The sequence below is a fragment of the Streptomyces sp. NRRL F-525 genome, assembly GCF_000716605.1.
Taxonomy (GTDB): Bacteria; Actinomycetota; Actinomycetes; order Streptomycetales; family Streptomycetaceae; genus Streptomyces.
On sequence record NZ_JNXE01000034.1, the window covers coordinates 36357 to 60827 of the forward strand.

General features: G+C 66.5%; 19 protein-coding genes and 1 tRNA gene. 16 read left to right on the forward strand and 4 right to left on the reverse strand.

All coding sequences use genetic code 11. The features are described from left to right. Window positions 1-109: 109 nt before the first annotated feature. From OO69_RS36115 to OO69_RS36130, 4 genes are all read left to right on the forward strand, one after another. A complete protein-coding gene (locus tag OO69_RS36115; protein WP_078652723.1) occupies window positions 110-619 on the forward strand; it encodes a hypothetical protein in 510 nt (169 codons plus the stop codon). Window positions 620-839: 220 nt separating this feature from the next. Next, window positions 840-3062: a DEAD/DEAH box helicase gene (locus tag OO69_RS36120; RefSeq protein ID WP_033285129.1), complete on the forward strand. Its 2223-nt coding sequence runs from the start codon at window positions 840-842 to the stop codon at window positions 3060-3062. Window positions 3063-3341: 279 nt separating this feature from the next. After that, complete coding sequence (locus OO69_RS36125) at window positions 3342-4793, forward strand: amino acid permease (RefSeq protein ID WP_033285130.1); 1452 nt, start codon at window positions 3342-3344, stop codon at window positions 4791-4793. A gap of 131 nt (window positions 4794-4924) precedes the next feature. Then, window positions 4925-4997, forward strand: a tRNA-Lys gene (locus OO69_RS36130). A gap of 127 nt (window positions 4998-5124) precedes the next feature. Here OO69_RS36130 and OO69_RS36135 read toward each other — a convergent pair. Together OO69_RS36135 and OO69_RS36140 are read right to left on the reverse strand one after the other, a co-directional pair. Beyond that, the gene (locus OO69_RS36135; RefSeq protein WP_033285131.1) at window positions 5125-5670 is read right to left on the reverse strand and encodes a flavoprotein; all 546 of its coding nucleotides are present in this window, start codon (window positions 5668-5670) and stop codon (window positions 5125-5127) included. Next, window positions 5667-6938: a helix-turn-helix domain-containing protein gene (locus OO69_RS36140; RefSeq protein WP_199811096.1), complete on the reverse strand. Its 1272-nt coding sequence runs from the start codon at window positions 6936-6938 to the stop codon at window positions 5667-5669. Before OO69_RS36140 ends, OO69_RS36135 begins: the two co-directional genes overlap by 4 nt. A 176-nt stretch (window positions 6939-7114) precedes the next feature. Between OO69_RS36140 and OO69_RS36145 the strand changes: the two genes are divergently transcribed. The 7 genes from OO69_RS36145 (at window position 7115) to OO69_RS36175 (ending at window position 13438) form a co-directional block, all read left to right on the forward strand. Beyond that, complete coding sequence (locus OO69_RS36145; RefSeq protein ID WP_033285132.1) at window positions 7115-7546, forward strand: ATP-binding protein; 432 nt, start codon at window positions 7115-7117, stop codon at window positions 7544-7546. Between the two features lie 39 nt (window positions 7547-7585). Further along, on the forward strand, window positions 7586-8869 hold the full coding sequence (locus OO69_RS36150; RefSeq protein WP_033285133.1) for a UDP-N-acetylglucosamine 1-carboxyvinyltransferase: 1284 nt from the start codon (window positions 7586-7588) through the stop codon (window positions 8867-8869). Next, complete coding sequence (locus OO69_RS36155) at window positions 8866-10095, forward strand: metallophosphoesterase (RefSeq protein ID WP_033285134.1); 1230 nt, start codon at window positions 8866-8868, stop codon at window positions 10093-10095. The genes OO69_RS36150 and OO69_RS36155 overlap by 4 nt, the downstream gene beginning before the upstream one ends. Continuing rightward, entirely contained in the window at window positions 10092-10631 is a 540-nt protein-coding gene (gene dcd, locus OO69_RS36160) for a dCTP deaminase (protein ID WP_033285135.1), read from the forward strand. Before OO69_RS36155 ends, dcd begins: the two co-directional genes overlap by 4 nt. Beyond that, window positions 10628-11164, forward strand: coding sequence for a dCTP deaminase (locus OO69_RS36165; protein WP_033285136.1), 537 nt, complete (start codon window positions 10628-10630; stop codon window positions 11162-11164). Before dcd ends, OO69_RS36165 begins: the two co-directional genes overlap by 4 nt. Beyond that, complete coding sequence (locus tag OO69_RS36170; protein ID WP_033285137.1) at window positions 11161-12276, forward strand: glycosyltransferase family 4 protein; 1116 nt, start codon at window positions 11161-11163, stop codon at window positions 12274-12276. Before OO69_RS36165 ends, OO69_RS36170 begins: the two co-directional genes overlap by 4 nt. Before the next feature lie 118 nt (window positions 12277-12394). Then, complete coding sequence (locus tag OO69_RS36175; protein WP_033285138.1) at window positions 12395-13438, forward strand: serine hydrolase domain-containing protein; 1044 nt, start codon at window positions 12395-12397, stop codon at window positions 13436-13438. Window positions 13439-13559: 121 nt separating this feature from the next. On the opposite strand, the gene OO69_RS36180 is transcribed toward OO69_RS36175, so the two are convergent. Then, the gene (locus tag OO69_RS36180) at window positions 13560-13838 is read right to left on the reverse strand and encodes a hypothetical protein (RefSeq protein ID WP_158713464.1); all 279 of its coding nucleotides are present in this window, start codon (window positions 13836-13838) and stop codon (window positions 13560-13562) included. A 19-nt stretch (window positions 13839-13857) separates the two neighbouring features. Here OO69_RS36180 and OO69_RS36185 point away from each other — a divergent pair, with 19 nt between their 5' ends. After that, window positions 13858-15234, forward strand: a complete 1377-nt coding sequence (locus OO69_RS36185) for a hypothetical protein (RefSeq protein ID WP_158713465.1) — start codon at window positions 13858-13860, stop codon at window positions 15232-15234. Between the two features lie 166 nt (window positions 15235-15400). Here OO69_RS36185 and OO69_RS50720 read toward each other — a convergent pair whose 3' ends face one another. Then, the gene (locus tag OO69_RS50720) at window positions 15401-17284 is read right to left on the reverse strand and encodes a pentapeptide repeat-containing protein (RefSeq protein ID WP_158713466.1); all 1884 of its coding nucleotides are present in this window, start codon (window positions 17282-17284) and stop codon (window positions 15401-15403) included. Window positions 17285-17687: 403 nt separating this feature from the next. On the opposite strand from OO69_RS50720, the gene OO69_RS36190 reads away from it, so the two are divergent. From OO69_RS36190 to OO69_RS36205, 4 genes are all read left to right on the forward strand, one after another. Further along, on the forward strand, window positions 17688-21008 hold the full coding sequence (locus OO69_RS36190; RefSeq protein WP_051801445.1) for a type ISP restriction/modification enzyme: 3321 nt from the start codon (window positions 17688-17690) through the stop codon (window positions 21006-21008). Between the two features lie 651 nt (window positions 21009-21659). After that, window positions 21660-22934 carry a serine hydrolase domain-containing protein gene (locus OO69_RS36195; protein WP_033285141.1) on the forward strand — a complete coding sequence of 425 codons (1275 nt, stop codon included), beginning with the start codon at window positions 21660-21662 and terminating at the stop codon, window positions 22932-22934. Window positions 22935-23026: 92 nt separating this feature from the next. Beyond that, window positions 23027-23746: a leucine-rich repeat domain-containing protein gene (locus tag OO69_RS36200; RefSeq protein WP_106971168.1), complete on the forward strand. Its 720-nt coding sequence runs from the start codon at window positions 23027-23029 to the stop codon at window positions 23744-23746. A 258-nt stretch (window positions 23747-24004) separates the two neighbouring features. Then, the gene (locus OO69_RS36205) at window positions 24005-24469 is read left to right on the forward strand and encodes a hypothetical protein (RefSeq protein ID WP_033285142.1); all 465 of its coding nucleotides are present in this window, start codon (window positions 24005-24007) and stop codon (window positions 24467-24469) included. The last annotated feature ends 2 nt before the right edge of the window (window positions 24470-24471 follow it).

Consider the following 24471-nt stretch of genomic DNA (forward strand, 5'->3'; position numbering starts at 1 on the left):
TTCCCGGCCAGGAATGGGCGACGGCCGCGCGGCGCGTGTCTTCCGGTGGGCGGCGGGAGTTGAGAGGGGGACTCCCTTTTTCCGCCTCGGAGGTGGCCCCGTGCGCCCCATGTACGTACCCGTCCGTCTGGCCGCCGCGGTCGCCGTCGTCGCCGCTGCCGCCGGTTGCATGAGCGTGGGCGACGACGCGGGCGGCGGTGCCAGGCCCTCGCACTCCGCCGGGCAGCACGCCGGTGAGGCGCCGGACGGTGGTTCGGGGGTGCCGGGGGGCGGGATCGGGTTCGGCGGGTCCGGGGGTGACGGAAAACACGGGCACGGAAAGCCCAAGCCCGGGGAGTCCGCCTCGGGTTCGGCCTCGCCGTCCGCTTCGGGGGGTGCGGCGAGTCCGGCCGCGACCAAGGCGCCCAGACCGGGTACGAGCGCGAAGCCGGGGGCGCCGACCACGGCCGCGCCGCAGCCGACCCCGACGCGGACTCCCCCGCCCGCCGACCCGTCCCCGAGCCCGCCGCCGCCCTCCGTCGAGCCGACCGTCGCGGAGCCCTCGTCCTCCGCGCACGAGGACCCCGTACCGCAACTGGTGGACCGGGAACCGGCGCCGGCGGCCGGGTCACCGGCGTAGCGACGGGTGTGACGCACGTCAATGAGGGGCGGTTTGCATTGGGGGGTGGTGGGTGCGTAAGGTGGTAGATCGTTTGATCCCATTGCCCGGCGCCACTGTAGAGCGCGCCGTGTGGCGCGTACTCTCCCTTGCCGTGGCGGACCGCATTGAGGCGGTCGATAGCGAATCACGGAGTTGACGGGCGCGTGCCGACGGATACTCCGGAAGGTTTCGCATTCGCATGTCCATTTCCAGTACTGATCACATCGTCATGCCCGAGAACGAGGGCACCGAAGACGTCGAGACGGCCGTAGAGGCCACCACCGAGGCGGCCCCCGAGGTCACCTTCGCGTCTCTCGGTCTCCCCGAGGGCATCGTGCGCAAGCTCGCGCAGAACGGTGTGACAGCCCCCTTCCCGATCCAGGCCGCGACCATCCCGGACGCCCTGGCCGGCAAGGACATCCTCGGCCGTGGCCGCACCGGCTCCGGCAAGACCCTCTCGTTCGGTCTGCCGCTGCTCGCGACGCTGTCCGGCGGCCGCACCGAGAAGAAGCGCCCCCGCGGCATCATCCTCACCCCGACCCGCGAGCTGGCGATGCAGGTCGCCGACGCCCTCCAGCCCTACGGCGACGTCCTCGGCCTGAAGATGAAGGTCGTCTGCGGCGGCACGTCCATGGGCAACCAGATCTACGCCCTGGAGCGCGGCGTCGACGTCCTCGTCGCCACCCCGGGCCGCCTGCGCGACATCATCAACCGCGGCGCCTGCTCCCTCGAGGACGTGCGCATCGCGGTCCTGGACGAGGCCGACCAGATGTCCGACCTGGGCTTCCTGCCCGAGGTCACCGAGCTGCTCGACCAGATCCCGGCCGGCGGCCAGCGCATGCTGTTCTCCGCGACCATGGAGAACGAGATCTCCACCCTGGTCAAGCGCTACCTCAAGAACGAGGTCACCCACGAGGTCGACAGCGCGCAGGGCAACGTCACGACGATGTCCCACCACATCCTCATCGTGAAGCCCAAGGACAAGGCGCCGGTCACCGCCGCGATCGCCTCCCGCAAGGGCCGCACAATCATCTTCGTCCGCACCCAGCTGGGCGCCGACCGCATCGCCGAGCAGCTGCGCGAGTCCGGCGTGAAGGCCGACGCGCTGCACGGCGGCATGACGCAGGGCGCCCGCACGCGGACGCTGGCGGACTTCAAGGAGGGCTACGTCAACGCGCTCGTCGCGACCGACGTCGCCGCCCGCGGTATCCACGTCGACGGCATCGACCTGGTCCTGAACGTGGACCCGGCCGGCGACCACAAGGACTACCTGCACCGCGCGGGCCGCACCGCGCGTGCCGGTCGTACGGGCACCGTCGTCTCCCTGTCCCTGCCGCACCAGCGGCGCCAGATCTTCCGGCTGATGGAGGACGCGGGCGTCGACGCCGGGCGTCACATCATCAACACCGGTACGGCCTTCGAGCCCGAGGTCGCCGAGATCACCGGCGCCCGTTCGATGACCGAGGTCCAGGCCCAGTCGGCCGGCGACGCCGCGCAGCAGGCCGAGCGCGAGGTCGCTCAGCTCACCAAGGAGCTGGAGCGGGCCACGCGTCGTGCCGCCGAGCTCCGCGAGGAGTCCGACCGCCTGATCGCCCGTGCCGCGCGCGAGCGGGGCGACGACCCGGAGGCCGCGGTCGCCGAGGCCGCGGCCGTGGTCGAGGCCGCCGCCGAGGCCGTCGTGGCGGAGCAGGCGCCGGTGCGCGAGGAGTCCTCCTCCTACGACCGTCCGCGCCAGCAGCGTGACGACCGGGGCAACTACGAGCGCCGTGACCGTCGTGACGACCGTGGCGGCGACCGCGGTGGCCGTTCCTTCGACCGTCGTGACGAGCGCCCCTCGGGCGGCTTCCGCCGCGACGACCGGGGCGGCAACGACCGCGGCGGCCGTTCTTTCGAGCGTCGTGACGACCGTCCGTCCGGTGGCTTCCGCCGTGACGACCGCGGTGGCAACGACCGTCCCGCGTCCGGCGGTTACCGTCGCGACGACCGTCCCTCGGGCGGCTTCAACAACGACCGTCGTGACGACCGTGGCGGCGACCGCGGTGGCCGTGCTTTCGACCGTCGTGACGAGCGCCCCTCCGGTGGCTTCCGCCGCGACGACCGCGGTGGCAACGACCGCCGTGACGGCGACCGTGGCGGCCGTTCTTTCGACCGTCGTGACGACCGTCCCTCCGGTGGCTTCCGCCGCGACGACCGTGGCGGCAACGACCGTCCCGCGTCCGGTGGTTACCGTCGCGACGACCGTCCCGCGACCGGTCACCGGGGCAGCGACCGCCCGTTCAACCGTGACCGCCAGGGCGACCGCCCCGGCTTCCGCGCCGGCGGCCACGACCGTCCGGGCCACCGCGGCACGACCGGCACGGGCACCGGCACCGGTTCCTTCGGCCGCCGCGACGACAAGCCGCGCTGGAAGCGCAACGGCTGACGTCAGGTCGTAGCAGCGGAGCAGTAGCGCACTAGCGCAGAGGACGGCCCCCGCCCGGGTGATCGGGCGGGGGCCGTTTTTTGGCCACATCGAGTCCTTATCGATTCCTTAAGTGGCGCATGTCACGCCCGCGGTGAGGGAATCGCTGGGGGCATGACAGATGACGCCATAGCGAGTGGGCTGTCAAAGGGAGATCACCCGGATCACTCCGATCACTCCGGTCTCTCCGACGAAGAACGGCTTGCCCAACTCGGCTACACGCAGGTTCTCGCCCGCCGCATGTCGGCGTTCTCCAACTACGCGGTCTCCTTCACGATCATCTCGGTCCTGTCGGGCTGCCTGACGCTGTATCTGTTCGGCATGAACACGGGCGGCCCGGCCGTGATCACCTGGGGCTGGGTGGCCGTAGGCCTGATGACGCTGTTCGTCGGCCTGTCGATGGCCGAGATCTGCTCGGCCTACCCGACGTCGGCGGGCCTGTACTTCTGGGCCCACCGCCTGGCGCCCCCGCGCACGGCGGCGGCCTGGGCGTGGTTCACGGGCTGGTTCAACGTCCTCGGCCAGGTCGCGGTGACCGCGGGCATCGACTTCGGGGCGGCGTCGTTCCTGGGCGCGTACCTGAACCTGCAGTTCGACTTCAAGGTGACGCCGGGTCGGACGGTGCTCCTGTTCGCGGCGATCCTGATCCTCCACGGCCTCCTGAACACCTTCGGCGTGAAGATCGTCGCCATCCTCAACAACGTGAGCGTGTGGTGGCACGTGGTGGGGGTGGGCGTGATCGTAGGGGCGCTCACCTTCGTCCCCGACCACCACCAGTCGACGACGTTCGTCTTCACGAAGTTCGTGAACAACACGGGCTGGGGCAGCGGGGTCTACGTCGTCCTGCTGGGCCTGCTGATGGCGCAGTACACCTTCACCGGCTACGACGCCTCCGCCCACATGACGGAGGAGACCCACGACGCGTCGACGGCGGGCCCGAAGGGCATCGTCCGCTCGATCTGGACGTCGTGGATAGCAGGCTTCGTCCTGCTCCTGGGCTTCACGTACGCGATCCAGTCGTACAACGGGGAGTTGAAATCGGCGACGGGCGCACCCCCGGCGCAGATCCTCCTCGACGCCCTGGGAGCGACGTCGGGCAAGCTCCTGCTCCTGGTGGTGATCGGCGCGCAACTGTTCTGCGGGATGGCGTCGGTGACCGCCAACAGCCGTATGATCTACGCCTTTTCACGCGACGGCGCGCTCCCGTTCTCGCGCGTCTGGCACACGGTGAGCCCGCGCACGCGGACGCCGGTCGCGGCGGTGTGGCTGGCGGCGGGGGGTGCGTTGGTGCTCGGCCTTCCCTACCTGATCAATTACACGGCGTACGCGGCGGTGACGTCGGTGGCCGTGATCGGCCTGTACATCGCGTACGTCATCCCGACTCTCCTACGGCTGGGCAAGGGGGACGACTTCCAGCGCGGGCCGTGGCATCTGGGCCGTTGGTCGCGGCTGATCGGGACGGTGTCGGTGGTGTGGGTGATCGTGATCACCGTGCTGTTCATGCTGCCGCAGGTGTCGCCGGTCACGTGGGAGACCTTCAACTACGCGCCGGTGGCGGTCCTGGTCGTCCTGGGCTTCGCGGCGGCCTGGTGGTTCGCCTCGGCCCAGCACTGGTTCCTGAACCCGGAACACGCCCGCACGAAGGCGCGGGAGGCGGCGCGGGCCGGGGCGCCCGAACCGGTTGATCCGTAACACTCCGGACCAGTCGGTCCCCGGCTCCGGCCCTGCTCGCCCCCTGTTTCACCGTCCGGCGCGGCCGTGTCCCCGATACCCGATCGGAGACACGGCCACCTCCCGCTATGCTCGGGGAGGCAACATCGCCTGGGCCCTTAGCTCAATTGGCAGAGCAGTGGACTTTTAATCCATTGGTTGTGGGTTCGAGTCCCACAGGGCCTACCGGTGGTGGGCGGGGGTTGTGGCCTCTGACCTGCTGTGCAGCGTCTGATTCGACTTCGGTCGGGTTGGGCGCTGCTTTGTTTTCGGGGGTTTTGCGTGCCCGAGTGCGTAGCGTGCTGGCCTGACATCACGACCGTGCGGACAGCCTCGGGGCAAGCAGCTCCAGCACTTCCTCCCAGCGATACCGATCGGCACCGCCGCCGGCTTTCGGCCGGTGCGGCTCGTACGACCCGATCAGGACGCCCATCTCGCGCAACCGCTCCAGGCTTTGGCGGTACGCGGGGTGCGCGGCCTGGGCCGAGTTCAGGTACGGCAGCACGGCGACCGGTACGCCCATGGCGGGTGCTTCGCACAGGATGCCGAGCGCGAGGTTGTCGGAGATCCCGGCGGCCCACTTGTTGACGGTGTTGAAGCTGGCCGGTGCGACTGCGATCGCGTCCGCGGGTCGGGTCGGGCGCGGTTGGTCCGGTGTCCGCCAGGCCGAGCGGATGGGGAGGCCGGTCTGTGCCTCGACCGCCTCGACGTCGAGGAAGCCAAGTCCTTGCGGGGTGGCGACGACGCCAACGTCCCAGTGCCGTTCCTGTGCCGCGGTGATCAGCTTGCCGACGTCGGCGGCCACCCCGGCCGCGCAGACGACGATCTGGAGGAACGGCTTGTCGGGCTGGTCACTCACGCGGGCACTCCCAGTTGGCGGCTGAAGTGGTGCAGCTCGGGCAGTGCCCGGCGGCGGTCGCGGGCTGCCATGTCGGCGACCAGTTCGCGTACGGCCGGGCGGCGGATGTCCTGAGCCGCACAGCTCTCGGCGATGCGCAGGGCCTGGTAGCCGTCGGCGAGTCTGCCCTGCTGACTGTAGGCGCGGGCGGTCTCGACCCAGAGCGCGGCCCGGCGTTCGGGGACGGGAATGTGCCGCCGCATGAGGGGGCGCGCGGTTTGCAGGGCGATGCCGGCGTCGCCGAAGGAGACGGCCGCGCTGATCTCGTGCAGGGCGACGTTAGTGGGGCTGAAGTTCGCCCAGGCGTCGGGCCGGTCGAAGGCGACGTAGCGAGCCACTTCCTTGGCCTCGGCGAGGAAGTCCTGGGTGGTGGCGCGGTCGCCGTTTCTGCTGGCGGCAGTCGCACCGCGGAGCAACAGCAGACCGACCGCTGCCAGGTACCGGGGCGAGCGCTGGTCGTAGGAACCGGTGAGCTGGTCGGCAGTGTGGCGGACCATGTTCACGGCCTGGGCGGTGTGCTTCTCGCGCACGAGGACGTGGGCGTGAACGCGGACACTGGCGGCGAGGACGATGGGATCCCCAGATCGCTCCGCCTCGGCCATGGCCCGACCGGCCGCGAGCCAGGCGTTGCCCTGATCGGCTCGCTTCAGCAGCAGACTTACCGACGTCTGGTACGCGGTGGCGAGCAACCCGGATGCCTCCGCCGAGCCGGATGAGCCTCCGGCGGCATGGCGCAGGTCGGTGATCAGACCCGGCAGTGTCCGTTCCAGATCCGTGTAGTCGCACGTGCAGAACATCCGGCGTACGTCCCGTGTCCGGTCCCGTAGCTCGTCGATGTCCAGGGCTTGCCCGGTGGCAGCAGGACTCGTGCTTGGCAGCAGTACCTGTACCAGGTCGAAGTGCGCTGCGGTGGACGACGGCGGAGCCGCGAGAGCTGCGACGCTCGCGGCCAGGAAGGTACGGCGGTGCATGTCCTCTGTTCCGGGGTCGGCGGGGCTGGTGTCGGAGGAGGCGGCGAGACCTAGACGGTGCGGTGGAATGTCCAGCACCTGCGCGATCTCGCGCAGCGTGCGCACGTCCTCGGTGCCCCTGCCGCTCTCCAGACGGCTCACCTTCGACTGGTGGTACCCCAGAGCGGCGGCAACCTCCGTCTGCGAACGCCGCTGTAACACGCGGGCCTGACGGATCACTTCACCGATCCGTCTCGCTTCACTCTGTGCCTCGGCCATCTGTGCCACGGCCCCTTCTGCCGTCGCCGATCCTGCCTGCTCAACCGAGCGTAACCGAGCGGCAATTGACCGCGATGCAGCTCCTGCATAAGTCATGCGGCGCCGGCACACGGCGTGGCCCCGCCTGCCTCCGAAGCGGTTGCGTGGAGCTGCCACACCGATCCAGGAGGCCGCTCATGGAAGCGCATCAGATCCATTTCCCCGTTCACGGCACACCTGCTGCCGCCAGCTCCGCGCGCCGGCAACTCGCCATCGGGATACGGGCCTGGGACGCCTCGCTCGATCAGGAACTCCTGGAGACAGCGGAGTTGGTCGCTGCCGAGTTGCTCGCCAACGCGGTACGGCACGCGGGCCACGGCCCTATCTCGGCTGGCGCTCGCCTGAACGACGAACGCTTGCTGATCGAGGTGACCGATGCCAGCTCCAAGGCCCCACAGGTCGGACTGCCGGACGCGGAAGAGGAAGGCGGGCGCGGCCTGTTCATCGTCGCCGCCCTCGCGGACCGCCACGGGATCGAACCACTGCCATCCGGCAAGCGGTGCTGGGCCGAGTTCAAGGTCAGCGGCCCGGACCAGCCCTCACGATGCCTTCCCCTGCAAAGGAGTTGACGGTTGACAGCCGTACGGATTCCCCCAATCGCTGCCGAAGTGGTCGCCATCCGGCCCGGCACCTCTCTCACCGGTTCCGTGACAGTCGACGGGTCCAAGAACGCGGCCCTGCCCCTCCTGGCCGCCGCCGCGGCCCTGCACCGTCCGGTACACCTGGGCAACGTCCCGGCGAACACCGACGTCGAAACGATGCTCACCCTGCTCCAGCAGTCCGGCTGGCACACGGCCCGCCCCGTCACCGATCCGCACACCACGGTCATCCTGCCCAGCGACAGGCCGCAACCGGGGCCCGACCCCGAAACCGCCGCACGCATCCGAGCCTCGTACTACCTCGTACCAGCGCTGCTCGGCGCCTACGGTCGGGCCCGACTTCCCTGGCCAGGCGGATGCCGGATCGGGGAACGCGGCATGGAACAGCACTTCACGGTCTACGAGCACTTCGGCGACCGTACGACCGTCGGCGACGGGGGCTACCTCGTGGAAGCAGCCGCCGCACGGACCGGAACGGTCTCGATCATGCTGCCCTTCCGCTCCCGAGGCGCGACCATCGCCGCCGTCCTGCGCGCCGTCGTGGGCGGACGGCCACTGCGGCTGGGAGGGCCCAACCTCTCGCCGGAAGTCCTCAGCGTCGTAGAGGCGATACGGCTGGCTGGATGGCAGTGCCGGGCCGGCGAGTCTCTTCTTTCGCTCGCGCCGCCCCCATCTACTCCCACGGAGACCATCGCCTGGAAGGTGCCCGGCGACAAGATCGAGGCAGGCACGCTGGCCTGTGCCGTCGCAGTGACGGGCGGCGAGGCACGTATCTGCGGCGTACGCGGCGATGACGTCGTTCCCCTGGTCAGCGCTCTACGACAGCTCGGTGTGCCCGCGAGCACCGAGGACGACGTACTGACCATCCATGCCCAAGACACCCGCCCCACCAGCCGGCCGCTACGAGCCGTCGCCTCCCTCGCCCCCCGCGGCCTGGACGCCGACTTCGAACCGCCCCTGATGGCCTTGGCCCTCACCCGCCCCGGCACCCATCTCTTCTCCGACACCATCAATCCCGGCCGCCACGGCAACCTCCTGCCCCAATTCGCCCGCCTCGGCGCCGAGATCCACGACCTGTCGCCCACCAAGTGCCGTCTCACCGGTCCGCAGCAGTTGACCGGCACCGGAGTGGAGGCCACCGACATCCGCACAGGCTCGGCCCTGCTCATCGCCGGCCTCACCGCACGCGGTGTCACCACGCTGGGCGGCCTCGATCAACTCCGCCGCGGACACGCCGACTTGCCAACCAAACTGCACGCCCTCGGCGCCGACATCTGCGAGGTCACCCCATGAGCCGACACTTACAGAAGATCATCGCTACGACCGACGTCCACTCGGCCTTCGACACGGCCACACCGATGCTCACCCACCTCCACACCGCCCGGGCCGAGAGCCTGATCGTGGACTGCGGCGACTTCTTCGAAGGAAGCGGCTACTACCGCTTCGGCAAGGGCCGGATCGAGCGCGAGATCCTCATCGGCCTGTACGACCTGCTCGCGCCCGGAAATCACGGCTGGCCGCACTACTTCGAGCCAGGGCTACACGAGATGACCGTGTGCGCCAACGCCTCCGACGCCAACGGCAAACCCCTCTTCGACCGAGTACGCATCAAGCGGATCGACGGCCAACGGGTCGCCATCACCGCGGTGATCGGTCCCCAGGCGTTCAACACGATCCCCACCCGCGACCGCGACCGGCATCACGTCACCAACCCGGCTCACGCCCTGCGCGAGGTGATGCTGGAGAACCACCATCGAGCCGACGCCTGGATCGTGTTGTCCCACTCTGGCTTCGAGGAGGATCTGAAACTGGCCGCCGCCTGCCCGTTCGCGGACGTCATCTTCGCCGGCCACTGCCACAGCGATATCTACGGTCCCGCGCGCATCGGCGACACCTTGGTCGTCAAGGGACGCGAACTCGGCGTCGGCTACGCCACCGCAGAACCGGTCGGCAGCGGCTGGGCCGCCCGCACATGCACCTTTCCGAACGCCACCGCAGTTCCCGAAGACCTCGCCACGGTGCGGGAGAAGATCTCCCTCTTCAGCCGGAAGTTGGCGAGTCCGCTCGGAACCGTGAACGAGCCTTATCGCAATGGGGAGTTGGACCGCAGCCGTCTGCTGCGAGAGATCGCCGGCCGACTCCACTCCGGCCTCGGCGCAGACGCGGTGATCCTCAACGAGACCGGCCTCCGATCCGTACCGCTCGGCGAAGTGCTCACCCTCGGCGACCTGTTGGCCATCGAGCCCTTCGGCAACCAGCTCGTCCACGCCGTCCTTCCTGACGAGCACGCCCAGGACCACGACAAGCTGCTCACGCAACTCGCTGAATGCGTGGGCCCGTTGGTCATCGCTCCCACGCCTCTTGCGTCGGTGATGAGCAGCGTGCTGACGACGGGCTACCTCGCCGACAGCCATCTGGGCGGCCGAACACATCAAGCCGGGCTCCGGCTCAGCCAAGCAGTACGCCGCGTCCTGGCCACCACCTTGCCCGGCGGCGCCACCGAGGGAGGCGAGCAGTGATCCTCACCGGCCCCGAGATCACCGCCGCTGCCCGCGACGGTCGCCTGACCATCGACCCCTTCGAGCTGGAGCAGGTCAACCCCAACAGCTACAACGTCCGCCTCGGCCCCACCCTGCTGACCTACGCCGACACCGTGATCGACTCCTACCGCCCCAACCTCACGCGTGAGATGGAAATCGGGACGGACGGACACGTGCTCCAACCCGGCGAGTTGTACCTCGGGCACACCCTCGAACAGGTCGGCTCCAACTCCTTCGTACCGCTGCTGTTCGGCCGCTCTTCGGTCGGCAGGCTCGGCCTCTTCGTCGAAATCACCGCCCCCATCGGCGACATTGGCTTCCACGGCCAGTGGACGCTGATGCTTTCGCCCGTCCGTCCGCTACGGGTGTACGCGGGTATGAAGATCGCGCAGATCATGTTCTTCGTCTCCACTGGTGAAATCGACCCCTACCAAGGCAAGTACCAGGCCGCGGCAGGCCCGCAGCCGTCGAAGTACTGGCGGGATGCCGCCCGGTTCAAGGCGGTCGCCTCGTGATCCTCACCGGCCCCGCGATCAGTGCTGCCCTCCAGACCGGCGAGATCACGATCGACCCCTACGACCCCGCCCGCCTCTCCCCGAATGCCTACGACTGGCGGCTCGGCGACACGCTCCGCGTATGCACCGGTGACCTGGACGCCGCCGCCCCGACCGCATTCGTCGAACAGACCATCCCTGTAACGGGCTTGGTGCTGAAGCCGGGGGTGCTCTACCTCGGCATCACGCTGGAGAAGACCGGTTCGGAGACGTACGCGCAGATACTCAACGGCGACCGCACCATCGGCGCACTCGGCATCTGGGTCCACGTCTCCGCCCCGCTCGGCCACCAAGGCCACGCCATCCGCTGGACGTTGGAGATCCGCGCCGCCAAGCCCGTCCGGGTCTATCCGGGGATGACCTTCGGCAAGCTCGTCTTCCTCACCGCCTTCGGCACGCCGACCAGCTACCAGCAGCAGCTTTCCAAGTACGCGGATACGGACGGCATCGACATCTCCCGCCTCTACGAGGAGATCCCCGGAGGAGTCCTGTGAGTCCCCGCCCAGCCGCCGGGCCACTGGCCGCCACCCTGCTGGACCTGCCCGCCGGAAGTCCGGGCGGCAGCGTCGAACTCTTCCTCGACCTCTACACGGGCGAGTGCCCCCTCATCCCCGCACGGGCGTTCATGCTCGGCCCGTCCAACCCGAGGCGTCTTCTCCCCGCTGGGCTCGACCTGCTGCCCGTGGCCGGCAAGTGCCTGGAAGGCCCGGCCTTCGGCAGCTACGTCACAGCCCTACGCAGGGCACTCACAGCCGCGATCGACCCAAACCAGATCGGCGTCCTGCACCTCCAGCACCTGACATTCGGCGCCACCCCAGCCCTGATCCGAGCCCTGCCTCTGCATCCCCGCATCGCTCTGGTACACGGCACCGACCTGATCTTCGCCGGGGCCCACCGCGATCAACTCCGCGTCCTGCGCGAGACCGCGAGAGCCGCAGACGCGATCGTCGTGCCGACGGTGGCGATGGCCGACCGCCTGCTCAAGCTCGCCCCGCAGATCGACCGCAGGAAGATCACCCACATCCCCTGGGGCATCCCCGACCACCTGCTCACCACTCCACCGCCCCGACCAACCCGCGCCTCCACCAGCCACCTACGACTGCTGTACGCAGGACGGCTGACCGCCGAGAAGGGAGTGGCGGCTCTGATCAAGAGCCTGGCTCCTGTGCCAGGTGTCGAGCTGAGCATCGCCGCGCCCTGGGCCCAATTCCACACCCTGGCCCCGCTGTTGCAACGGGCCGGCGTGAGGGCCCACTACCTCGGGTGGCTACGCCGTCCACAACTGTGGAAGACGTTCGCCGGGCACGACGTACTGGTCATGCCGTCCACCACCCTGGAGGCCATGGGCTTGGTCGCGCTGGAGGCCCAAGCTTGTGGACTGCCCGTCCTCTACCAACCCGTACCCGGCCTCAACGAGGCCCTCGCCGCCTCCGGAATGGCCACAGATTTCACCAACTCGGCCGCCCTCGCCCGCGATCTGGATCAGCTGCGAACTTCTCCGGGCCTACTCTCCGCGCTGCGGCAGTCGGGCTACGCGAACGCTGCTCGCTACCCACTGTCGGTTGCCGCACAAGCTCTGATCGACCTCGGCCACCAACTCTCCTGAGCAGGTACAGAAACCGGCCATCCGGCGGGGCGAGGGCAGCCCCGCACGCCGTTCCTCCACTCACCCCACCCGCGTCACTACGCTGACCGACGGGATGCCCACTGCGAACAGGGAGACCATGACGTACCGCACCGACCGCATCGAAGAGCTCCTGAGCGAAGGCGTCCGCGACAAGGTCTACCCCGGCGCCGTATGGGCCGTCGGAGGCGTCACCGGAACCCGCGCCCACGGCACCGCAGGTGTCCTCGACCCCGAACAACCGGACGTGCCGATGCGGCCCGACACCGTCTTTGACGCCGCCAGCCTCACCAAGATCCTCGCTGTGTGGTCCTCCATCGGCTCCCTCTGGGAAGAGGGCAAACTCGACCTCGACTCTCCCCTCGGTACCTTCTGGCCCGAGGTCGAAGACCACGCGCTCGGATCGGCAACCGCCCGCCAGTTGCTGACCCACACGGCCGGCGTCCCCCTGCGGGCTCAACTCAGAAACCTCTACGGCACCGACCCGCAGGACATCCGCGACGGCGTACTGAGAGAAGCACTGCACCGCCAGCCCGGAGAGGCTGTCGAGTACACCGACCGGGCCGCCCTCATCCTCGGCTATCTCGCCGAACACATCTCGGGTCGACGCCTCGATCAACTTGCCACGGAGCGGATTTGGCAGCCGCTCGGTATGAACACCACCCGGTTCGGGCCGCTGTCCTCTGAGATCGCCGCACGGTGCGCACCAACCGAACTCGACGAGGACACCGGCGCTCACCTCAAGGGCGTCGCCCACGACTTCTCCGCACGACTCCTGGGCGGCGTGTGCGGCATCGCCGGCGCCTTCACCGTCCTCGACGACCTCGCTGCTTTCCTGCGGTACATGCTGGGCGGCACCTCGTCATCTGAGCAGGCTGGCTTCGGGCTGGCCTGGGTGACTGAGTCGCTGACGATCCAGACCGGTGAACTGGAGCCCGTACGCGGCCTGTTCTGGCACCCGGCTCCCGGTACCGAGCCGACCCAGGATGTCTGGGTGCACTACGGCTTCACCGGAACCGGCATGTGGATCTCACCCGACCAGGGGCGCTGGGCCGCACTGCTGACCAACAAGCTCTACTACACCCGCGACAGCCAGTCCCTCACTGAGATCCGCAACGCCTTCCGTGAACTTGCCTTCGGCTGAGACAGCGGCCCGACCTACACCGCCAGGTCGAAGGAGACTCCAACGGCAGGTAGTTACGCGAAGGTTGAGGTCTCCATCCGCACGAGCGGCGGCGTACTCGCTCAACCCTCAGAAGGAAGAGCTACGCCACCTTGCCGCCGATGAGTCCAACAATCGCCCCGAAGCCCATCATGTACGTGGTGGAGCATGCCTCTACGGCACCTTTCACCTGCTCGGAATCGCCGCCGAACGCAGCCAGCAGCACGTTCAAGATCAGAGCTAGTGCTGTCAGCGCGGCGACTGTAGAGAAGATCAGCTTGAAGCGGGGCGTCAAGTCGGATGCGTTCTCAGGCACGCGAATGCTCTCGTGCTCAGGTTTGTACGATCGCGCCCGCTCGTGACCAGGGTCTTGGTTCTCCATGCCCTCGTATACTGCCCAGATGGGACATTGGTCCGAGGGTCTTGTCGACGAAGTCGCGCGGATGGTCGGAGGCAGCCCCGACCGCCGTCGACTGAAGGACAAGCTCGCTCAGGCTGGCCGCGAGATTGAGGTTCTGTCAGGCCGTAGCTTCCGGCCGATGCGCCGAGCGACCGCGGTCTTCGAACCCAATGGTCTACCTTTTGTGGACATTCCCGACTTGCAGGTCGGCTCGATGGAACCAGAGTCGATGGTTTGGGAGGTCCCTGACCCGGTGAACCCCCAGATGGCAACCGTCCTGCAGGTCACGCCCTTGGCTGCCCCTGTCCCTAAGGCCGCGTCTATTGCAGACGCACTCTGGATTGCCGGCCAGCTCGTCGCCGTAGCGTCGCAGAGAGGGCAACTGTCAGGTGAGTATGTCCTTGGATGGCTAGGTTCATTTTTCTCGCCCGAGCAGCGAGTGGAACTCTTTCGTCGTGTCATGAACCCTGAGGTTCGATTTCATGTACCCATCCTCGCGGTCTCTGTCGACGGATGGTGGTTCCAGATCGCTCGTCGGCTTCTCTGGATGACAAACGAGACCGAGGACGAAGGACGCCTTTTCGAACCGCTCATGGATCAGACGACCGGTGACAAGATTCCACCGCTTGTAGCCGCCGAAGCGATGCTGATCGCGGCTCCCATGACACAGCAACCCGCAGGCTGGGCATTCACCGCGCGCATCTGGACCGAGCAGGTGCAACGGCCCACCGATCGGCAGTGGAGCAGGTTCGCGAGGGCTATCCACGGCCACGGCATACCGACCATCACTCTCGACACCGCCTCGACTCCTCATGAGATCGCCTGCCAGGTGGTCTTGAAGGGCTACTGGCACGGCTACGTCAAGGGCGATGAGCCGGCCCTGGCACAGGCAGTCGCGACGGCGTATCCGCGACAGGTCGCTCACATTGAGCGTGAGACCTGCGCCCCGAATAGGGATTCGGCAGCCGCGACGTTGCTCGAGCAACTGGTCAGCCCTGGATTCGACCCAGGGCAGGGTGCGGAGGCGACCCGACGGTACGTGCGCCGAAAGGCCAGCATTGCGGTAATGCAGTACAGGAAAGGCGAAGCACCGGATCGGTATCCCTGGACGCAGGTTGGAATTAGCGAACGCCGTTACTACAAGCTCTTGCCGCTGTTTGCGCAGAAGGTCAACGGCCGCTACGACTACGACTACGAGGACGTGGTGGCGCGGATGAAGGCCTACCTGGACCGCGTAGACAAGGAACGGACCATACGAACAGCCGCTCTTGAAGTCCTCCTGTCACACGGCTTCGGCGAAGAGGCCGCACGCAAGTGGCTACAGAGGCATCGGCCTGAGGAGGCCGTGGCCGCGTGGCCGAGTGGTCGACGTTCATAGTGCCAGCCTTGTACTCAAGCTAGGTTATCGGGTTGCTTGCAAGCCCGCCCCGTGCCAGCCGGGCTGTGGTTGAGAAGAGCTGGGCACGCGCGGGGCGGACCGGCGCACATACTTGGGCTTTATAGCCATTGCCTAATTAGTTGAGAGGGGTTCATCCTGCCGCCCTCTAACGCTTCACACGACCTCGGAGTGCGAGGGCTGCAAGACCGAGAAGGATAGGCTCCGAAAACCGGGATGCCATTTCGATGTACCCGCCAGCCGTGGTCAAGTCCTGCCCGCTAGATCGGAAAACCACCGAGTTGAGGGTTACGTTTAGTGCCTTTTCGAAGCGCTCGCTAGTGAACTGGTCTCTGGTGGGGTTTTTGGGATTCTCTTGGTCGATCTCGAAGGTGACCTTTCCTCCGCCGGGCGGGACGACGCCCGCGGCTTCCTGCTTTGGCGAAGACTGGGGGAGTCCGAAGCCTGTCATCAGCAGGATCGTGGTCATCATCGCGAGTGCCAGCCAGATCAGGGCGCGCGAAGCTCGCAGGCCGTAGCCGGAGAGCAACCAGTATGACTGAAGAAGCCAACGTTCTGCCTCGTTCCACCTACGACTGTGGCGTCGCATCTCCATTTCACCATAGTAGAAATCAGCGGCACCAGGTTCGTCCTTCGCGTCCTCTCGGGCCTTGCGGAGTTGGCGGTAGATTATCTCTAGTGCAGCCAGGCTGGGGGCATCCACTCTGTTCGACGGTGGATTAATCCATCCATGCCGAGGAGTTGATGAGCGATCAGGTAAGGAACGCCACCTCCGCTCCTCCTCGATAACTTGGCGTTGGGTCCAGGTGAAGGGAACTCCCCAGCGCCATTGGCGTCCCATCGGTGGAGCAGCAAAAGTACGGCGACCTTCAAGACGTAGCTGGTCAAGATGAAGTGCGCCCGAAAAAACGCATCTCGCTAGGTTGACATCGAAGAGTGTAACCATGGCACAGTCAACACCCCGCAGTGACTCGATGCTGACCTCATTTTGCTCCCATGGTCCTGCGATTCCATCCCGAAACCATTCAATTCGCGAGGAATGTGAGTGTGGGATTATGCTTATAGGCTGCATGAAGACTGCGTAGTTGAGAGATATTTTCGAATTCCCGATAACTAGTCGTGCGCTGTGTTCCCAGCGGGCGCGGAAGCATGAAAGGTTGTTAGCGAAAATGGAAATTGTTACGGGTTCAGTGAATGTAGTTCTATGGAGGGATACAGTCTCCCGGCAGGCCAATGGGCCAAGGGTATGGGGGCTCCTGAACTCTGAGCCATCGTAACTGAGGGAGTGTTCAAATATAGCCCCATTGAATCTGATTGGGCCGTCGAATATGCATCGCTCGAATTCTGTGAGTGCGGTTGATCTTACGTTCGCGAAATCGCATCCCGATATAAAAGACGCGTCTCGAAAGTATGCATTGTCTCCAGTGAAGGCGCATCCGGTAAAACGCGCTTCATCGTGGAATGTTGAGTTCTCGCATGAGAATGAATTGAGTGTTGCGTTGTCGAAATCTGCACCCATTTTGAAGGCGGTGCGCTCAAAAGAGCATTCATCGCTAAAGCTCGATCCGTTCCAGAAGCTCTCCCCCGAGAAGGTGACGTCACTGAAATGTGCGCGAGTGAACTTTGAGTGAGCGAAGTTTCCCCATTTTTCGAAGGATGTGGAGCCGAAGGTAGTGGCAGAATTGAATGTGCAGCGTTCGAAACTCACCTCACCTTCGAAAGAGACTTCCCCGAATAGAATTTCCCCAAATTCGGCCATGGTGAAGTCGCAATGGTTTTCAAATGTAACATCAAAGAAACTGGTGTACCCCAGAAAAGTTGCTTGGCTGAATCGAATTTCACCTGAAAATATAGCGCCATCGAATGCGGCGCCATCGAAATTGGCATGCTCGAAGATCGCCTTTCCTCTGTGCTCTCGAAGTGAGGGAAGTAGTTGTCGGAGGAGAGTCCCATCGAAGGATGTGCCTCGCATATCGATCGTGCTATCTGGCGCCAGATTCGCCAGATACTCACTGCGTTGTGTAACGCTCACGTGTGCGAAGCACTCATTGGTGTTGGGGAGCCTGGCGCCCCAACACCCCACAGATGCAGTGACGGGATCGGCTCCGTATCCGCAGTGCGGCCAGTCTGGCGGCGCAGTAGTTGGTGAAGGTTCAGCCATACCGGCATCGACGCAGTAACAGTGCCTGAAGTTCCCTCAGTTCACTCGCGAGGCTGCGCCCATGTACCTGATCACCTGACCGATCGCCGCCTGTTGCATCCATACGCGCCCCTGTGCGCCCCACATGCACCCTCCAGCTGCCCCGCGCTCCCCTCCTACCGTCATGGAACAGCGAGGGCCGGAAGAGTCTGGCCCCGACGGGGAGCAGGGTGCGGCAGGTGACCGCACCGAACTGACGTCGGCCGCATCTGCCCACCTTGGGGATGGGGGCGGTATGGGGTCCCGTCGCAGGATTCATGACAGCTTCGAGCAGGCGGTGCAGGCCGCCGTGTCCACGTTTGGGGCGGAGGTCACGCCGAAGCTGAGAGGCAGTGGGTGGCAGGAGGACCAGCTGCGGGGACCGATGGAGAACATGATCCGGTCCATATGTCGTGGGCTGGGTTTGGACGTCACCCTCATCGGCGAAGTCCCGCTCGTCGATATGGGAGCCCGCCCTGACTATGCCGTTGAGGTCGGGGGCGCCCTCGTCGGTTACATCGAGCTCAAGAAGCCGGGCACTCAGGCCGACCCCTCCGTCTACACGGGCCGCAATGCCGAGCAGTGGGCAAAACTACGGCTGCTGAACAACGTCCTGCTCTGCGACGGGAACGAGTTCTCCGTCCACCAGGAGGGCCAGCGGGTCGGCGAAGTGGCACACATGAAGGGCTCGGTCCTCACCTCCGGATCCCGGCTTGCTCCCGCCGACGGGACACTCGCCCGAGTACTGCGCGAATTCCTCGTCTGGGAACCGCAGACACCTCGCACCACGAGTCAGCTCATCCGAGCAGTCGCCGGGCTCTGTCAGCTTCTGTCGGAAGAGGTCGGAGAGGCGATCGCACAGGAGAAGAGCCGCCGGCGTCCACTGGCATTCACGACACTCGCCAAGGACTGGCGACACCTGCTGTTCCCGGAAGCGACCGACGCCCAGTTCGTCGAACAATACGGTCAGGCAGTGGTGTTCGCACTGCTGCTCGCCAGGGTGGAGGAGATCGCTTTCGAAGGCGAGACCGTGCACGAGATCGCCACGAAGCTCGGCAAGAAACACTCGTTGATGGGGCAGGCCCTGGATGTCCTGGCCGGCGACTCTGTTGCTGGACTGTCCACCACGCTGAACACACTGCTTCGCGTCATCGGCGCCGTCCGATGGGACGTGCTGGACGATGGCACTGGAGACGCCTACTTCCTGCTGTACGAACACTTCCTCCAGATCTACGACCCGGATCTGCGGATACGTACAGGCTCGTACTACACGCCGCATGGCGTCGTCTCAGCCATGGCCAGGCTCGTCGAGGACGTCCTGAGACGGGAGGGCTTCCGTATTCCGTCCGGCTTCGCCTCTCCCGATGTAGTCCTTGTCGACCCGGCCATGGGCACCGGCACCTTCCTGCTGTCGGCACTGGAACTCGCTGCAGGGACCATCACCGAGGCGGAGGGGCCAGGCGCGGTGGGCCCGCGTCTGCGAGAAATGGTGGGGCGTCGGCTGGTCGGCTTCGAGATGCAGGTCGGTCCGTTCGCCGTCGCGGAACTGCGCATGCACGCCATGCTTAAGCAGTACGGGTCCGCGGCCCCCGCCCAGGGCCTCAGACTGCTGGTGGCCGATGCCCTGGACAGCCCGACAGCCGAGTTCAACTGGATTCCCCATACCTACCGGGCGCTCGCGGAATCCCGTCGACAGGCCAACCAGGTCAAGCGGGACGAGCGTGTCATGGTCGTCATGGGCAACCCGCCGCACGACGCCGTGAGACGGGGCGCCGGCAAGTGGGTGGAACGCGGCGACCCCGAGGCGGGTATCCCAGCCCCGCTGGGGGCCTTTCGGCAACCTGGCAACGGCAGGTACGAATCGAAGATCGCCAACCTTTACGTCTACTTCTGGCGTTGGGCCACCTGGAAGGTCTTTGACGCGCATGATGACGCCCCATTCGGGGTGGTCGCCCTGATCACGCCGAAGGCGTGGCTCAAGGGACGGGCATTCGCCGGTATGCGGCGTTACTTGCGCAACACAGCCGACGAGGGATGGATCATCGACCTCTCCCCGGAGGGCCACCGCGCGGATGTCGCGACCCGCATTTTCCCTGAGGTCGCTCAGGAATTGTGCATCGCGATCTTTGTCCGTTGGCGGGACAGCCCCAGGCCACGGACGGACCGGCAGATTGCAAAGGTGAGACATCTCAAGGTCGGCGGGCGTCGCGACGAGAAGATCGAACGCCTGACGGCTCTCAGGCTCGACGACCCCGAGTGGCGCGACTGCGCTTCAGGCGAGACGGATGCCTTCCTGCCGCCCGGCAGTGACCTGTGGGAGTCATGCGCGCAGCTGAGAGATCTGATGCCGTGGTCGTCGCGTGGCGTCACGCCCGGACGCATGTGGGTCTACGCACCCGACGAGGAGTCGCTTCAAAGGCGGTGGCAGCGCTTCGTCGCTGCGGACACCGAGCGGCGCGCCGAGATGGTCGGGGACTCTGGTGAGCGCACGCTCGAAGACAATCCCCCACCCTTGCCGGGGGTCCAATCTCATGGACGGACAACACTTGCCACTGAGCACAGGGGAAACGCTCAAACGGCGCGCATAGGATTTCGGTCATTCGACCGGCAATACGTTCTGCCGGACAGTCGATTGATGGAACGCGGCAGAGCGGACCTCTGGCGAGTCCGCAGCAACCGCCAGATCTACACCATTGAGCAGAACGCCCACCCGGTGGTCAACGGACCTGCACTGGTCTTCAGCGCCCTCATTCCCGACATGCACTACTTCAACAACCGCAGCGGTTGCGCCCGCCCTCTTTATCGCAACGCCGCTGGCACGCTACCCAACATCACACCCGGTCTGCTCCCCCTGCTCGCCAGGCAACTCGGCGCGCCGGTCTTCGCCGAAGACCTCTTGGCCTACATCGCCGCGCTCGCGTCCCATCCGGCGTACACGGCTCGGTTCCAGGAAGACCTCGAAGTCCCGGGCGCGCGGATACCCCTCACGGCTGACCATTCCCTGTGGGAACGGGCGGTCGTCATCGGTCGGCGAGTCCTGTGGCTGCACACCTACGGCGAGCGGTATGCCGACGAGACGGCTGGGAGGCCATACGGCAGGGTGTTGTTGCCACGCGATCGCCCCTGGTGCGTGGAGGAGATCCCGGACGATGTGGAAGCCATGCCGGAGAACCTGACGTACGACTCCGTGACGCAGGATCTGTGGGTCGGCACTGGACGGATCAGTCCGGTGCCTCGCGCGGTCCGAGAGTACGAAGTTTCCGGAATGAACGTTCTCGACAAGTGGTTCGGCTACCGACGGAGGGATCCTGCGGGTAAGCGACGCCTCGAATTGGACCACGAAGTGGCTACGCGCTGGCTTCCCTCATGGACCACGGAGCTGCTGGAGTTGCTCAACGTCCTCGGCCTGCTCGTGAGAGAAGAGCCGGCACAGGCCGTCGTCTTCAACGAGGTGTGTGCGGGCCCACTGATCACGGTGACGGACCTGACAACAGCGGGCATCCTTCCTGTGCCTACAGAGGCAACAAGGGCGCTGAAAGCGACGTCGGATGCAGGCGACGCACTGTTCGACCTGTGACCGAAGCGGTGGCCGCTGAACTGTGCGCAGGTGGTCGAAGTCGTCCCCGAACCGGCGGTTCGGGACGGTCTGATCGGGCGCGAGTTCGCTCCCACCCCGGAGTGCACTCATACCGCGACAGCCAGAAGCAGCAGCGCACCTACATCGCTGCTGAACGTGCTGTTCACCAGACCTCTTTTGCGTGAGCGATGCGTGAGCGGATGGGTTAACACGAGCTGACACAGGAAGGTTTGGCGATCCTTCTGGATGTGTCCTGACCAGGTGGATCCGGACACTGAGTCAGCTTCCGGAACCACCCAGCAAGCTTTGGTCAGGACTTTTAATCCATTGGTTGTGGGTTCGAGTCCCACAGGGTCTACCGGTGGCAGGCGGGGGTTATGGCCTCTGACCTGCTGTGCAGCGTCTGATTCGACTTCGGTCGGCTCGGGCGCTGCTTTGTTTTCGGGGGCGAGCAGGTCCAGTACTGCCGGCACGGCGACCGGTACGACGACCGGCGATCTTCCCGCGACCGGAACGCGTATCGCCGACGTATCGAAAAGCGCATACGCCCCCGCAACAGTCCCCCGCCTTCAGTGGAGGCACGAACCACCGTGCGGCAACGGTCAGTTCGTCCATAGGGAACGGGAACAGGAACGGGAAAGGACTGTGCGCATGGACTCGGATTCCGTACGCGGTGTCGGTCGGCGGAGGCTGCTCGGGTGGAGCGGGCTGGCGGCCGTCGGCGGGGTGGCAGGGGCGTCGCTGGTGGGCGCCCAGCCCGGTTACGCCGCCGAGGCCGGTTACGCCGACCAGGGCCGTCACGCCTCGGCTGGCCAGGCCTCGACCGACCCGATTCCGGCCGACACCCGCCCCGGCGGCGCCTACGACCGATACGTGGCGAAGCTGGCCGCCGAGGGCAGGTTCTCCGGCGTGGTGCTGCTGTCGCACCGGGGCCGGACCGTGCTGTCCCGCGGCTACGGCATGGCCGACGAGGAGAAGGGGACCGCCAATCACGAGGGCGTCGCGTTCAGCCTCAGTTCGGCGGGGAAGCCGTTCGGCACGGTGGCCGTGTTGCAGTTGGCGCAGCAGGGCAAGGTGAGGCTGTCGGACCCGGTGGGAACCCATCTGAAGGGCCTCGCCAAGGAGATCGCCGAGCAGGTGACCGTCCACCACCTGCTGTCCGGCACCTCCGGGCTGGACGTCGCCGACGACGACGTACGACGGGTCTTCCGGAGCCGGGACGAGGTGCACGCGTACTACGAGCGGCGGGCCCGGCAGGCGAGACTTGTGGGCATCCCGGGCGTGCCCGACACCGACCACGAGGAGGCGGAGGTCACCCTCGCCGCGCTGATCGTGGAGGCCGTGAGCGGTCGGCCGTACTGGGACTACGTGCGGGAGAACGTCTTCGCGCGTTGCGGCATGACCGGCTCCGGGTTCTACACGCGGCCGCAGTGGCTCACCGACGGGCACATCGCGCACCCGTACATGGAGCTGGCCGACGGCAGTGTGGTGGACGCCGTCCGCAACCTGGACGAGAGCAGCCCGGACCCGAACGTCCTCGGCAAGAATCCTGGCCGCGCCTTCATCGACGCCCCCGGGGACGGCGGTTTCGCCACCGCGCCGGATCTGGTCCGGTTCGCGCACGCGCTGGGTGACGGCACGCTGCTGGACCGGCCCTGGGCCGACGTGCTCACCGCCGCCAAGATCCCCCACGGATCGGCGTCGTTCGGGGCGTACGGGATCCCGGTCTCCATCGTCGGCGGCCAGTGGATGTACCAGCGCGCCGGCGGCAACCCCGGCGTCGGCGCCAACTGGGACATCTACCCGGACACCGGCTGGGTCGGCATCATCCTCAGCAACCACGACGGCGTGCCGCTCCAGGAGATGATCGGCCAGGAGACGCAGGCCGTCACCGGGGCCCCGGCCGACGGGGGTTCGGGGGGCTGAGCCACCGGGGACTCTCCGCCGGGCAGGCAATGCCCTCAGCCTCGGCGACCGGCGCCGTCCGCCCGTAGAAGACGAGAAGAGCGGAGCAACCAGTGCCCCACGTACTGAACTTATGGCGTCAACAGCTCGGAAAAGTACCCGAGTCGGTCTGGCAGCGAACCGAACTCCAGGTCCTGATCCTCGCGGACAACGGGCTCACCGACCTCCCGCCCGCGATCGGACGCCTGCACGGGCTGACCACCCTGGACCTCGGTCACAACCACCTCACCTCGCTCCCCGACGAACTCGGCGACCTGACCGCCCTCGACGGCTGCCTCTACCTGCACGACAACGACCTGGCCCAACTCCCGCACACCCTGGGGAACTTGACCCGCCTGCGCTATCTCAACGTCGGCGAGAACACCCTCACCGCCCTGCCCGAGGTCATCGGCCGCATGGCCGGTCTCATCGAACTCCGCGCCCAGCACAACCGGCTGACCACCCTGCCCGACACCATCGGCGCCCTCGGCACCCTGCGCGAACTCTGGCTCCGGGGCAACGAGATCACCCGCCTCCCGCCATCCGTGGCCGACCTCCACGAACTCCGTCACCTGGACCTACGGGAGAACGCCCTCGCCGAACTCCCGCAGTCACTGGCCGACTTGCCCCTCCTCCGCCAACTCGACCTCCGAAGCAACCGCCTCACCGTGCTGCCGGACTGGGTGTTGGCCATGCCGTCGCTGGAGAAGCTGGACCTGCGGTGGAACGACTGTGACCCGCCCGCGGGGCTGCTGACGGAGTTGGAGCGGCGCGGGTGCGTCGTGCTCTCGTGAGCGCCTTGAGTGCGGCGGGCAGCCGTCCCCTTTGACCCACAGGTGTGAACCAGGCCGCCTCCGGGGTGGCTGAAACGGGTCGTAGGGCCCCATTTGTAGACGTCGAGCCCGCCGCCCCGATGGGCATCTCATTCACCGAAACCGGGATATCCCACGCCCACTTGGCGGCACTTTTCGGTCACTCGTGGATATTCCCGCAACATATACAGTTCGACGCCCAGTTGGGGACGAACGCGGAACGAAAACGGGGAGAACCGGGTGAAGAAGATCCTGCTGACCACAGGACTCGTCGCGTTGCTGACGGTGGCGACCGCCGCGCCGACCATGGCCATCTCCGACTCCGGATCGACGCCCTTGCCCGGCACGGGTGCGAAGGTCGAGGTCACCGCCTGGCAGTGCAACGCCTACGCCGACAAGTGCTCCTTCAAGACGTCCACGAAGACGAAGAAGGGCAACGCGAAGTACAAGGTCAGCAAGATCAGCAACACGGCGACCGTGAAGGCCAACGGGTGGCAGGCCACGCTCGCGTTGAGTCCCAGCGGTACGCAGGTGAGTGAGAGCACCCGGCAGGTCAGCTGGACCAACCAGAACACCTGGATCGCCGACGTCAGCGGCATCGCCGACCCCGGGGGTTCGCTCAACACGAGCATCACCACCTGCTCCGACGGCGGCGCCTTCAAGTCCGGCGTCAAGGCGTTCGCCTCGGCCTGCGCGAACGACTGAGC